1 protein-coding gene is annotated in these 258 nt (G+C 58.9%); it reads right to left on the bottom strand.

Annotation, left to right across the window (positions count from 1 at the left end; all coding sequences use genetic code 11):
* Window positions 1-258, bottom strand: a 258-nt coding sequence (locus H5125_RS21950) for a hypothetical protein (RefSeq protein WP_220487406.1), incomplete at both ends; no start/stop codon positions are given.

Below are 258 nucleotides of genomic sequence, written 5' to 3'. Positions count from 1 at the left end.
CCGTCAGTGACAATCAAGGTGTCGCCAACTTGGGTGCCAGTCGCTAGCGTCACGGTGGCGGTCACAGTACCGTCGCTGCCGATCTCATCGCTGTTGAAGATACCATCGCTGCCCATGCCGCTGAACTCAACGATGGGTGCAGGTGCGGCAACATTGTCCACAGGCTGGTTGTCGGTAGCAGTCGCAGAGGGGTTACCGGCGATATCAATCACTTGCGCGGTCACATCAACATCGGTCGCGCCTGCAGTCACAGGGACT

Source organism: Shewanella sp. SR44-4 (assembly GCF_014163715.1).
GTDB lineage: Bacteria > Pseudomonadota > Gammaproteobacteria > Enterobacterales > Shewanellaceae > Shewanella.
Note: the sequence above shows the minus strand (reverse complement) of the source record. Positions and strands in the feature narration are given on the sequence as shown.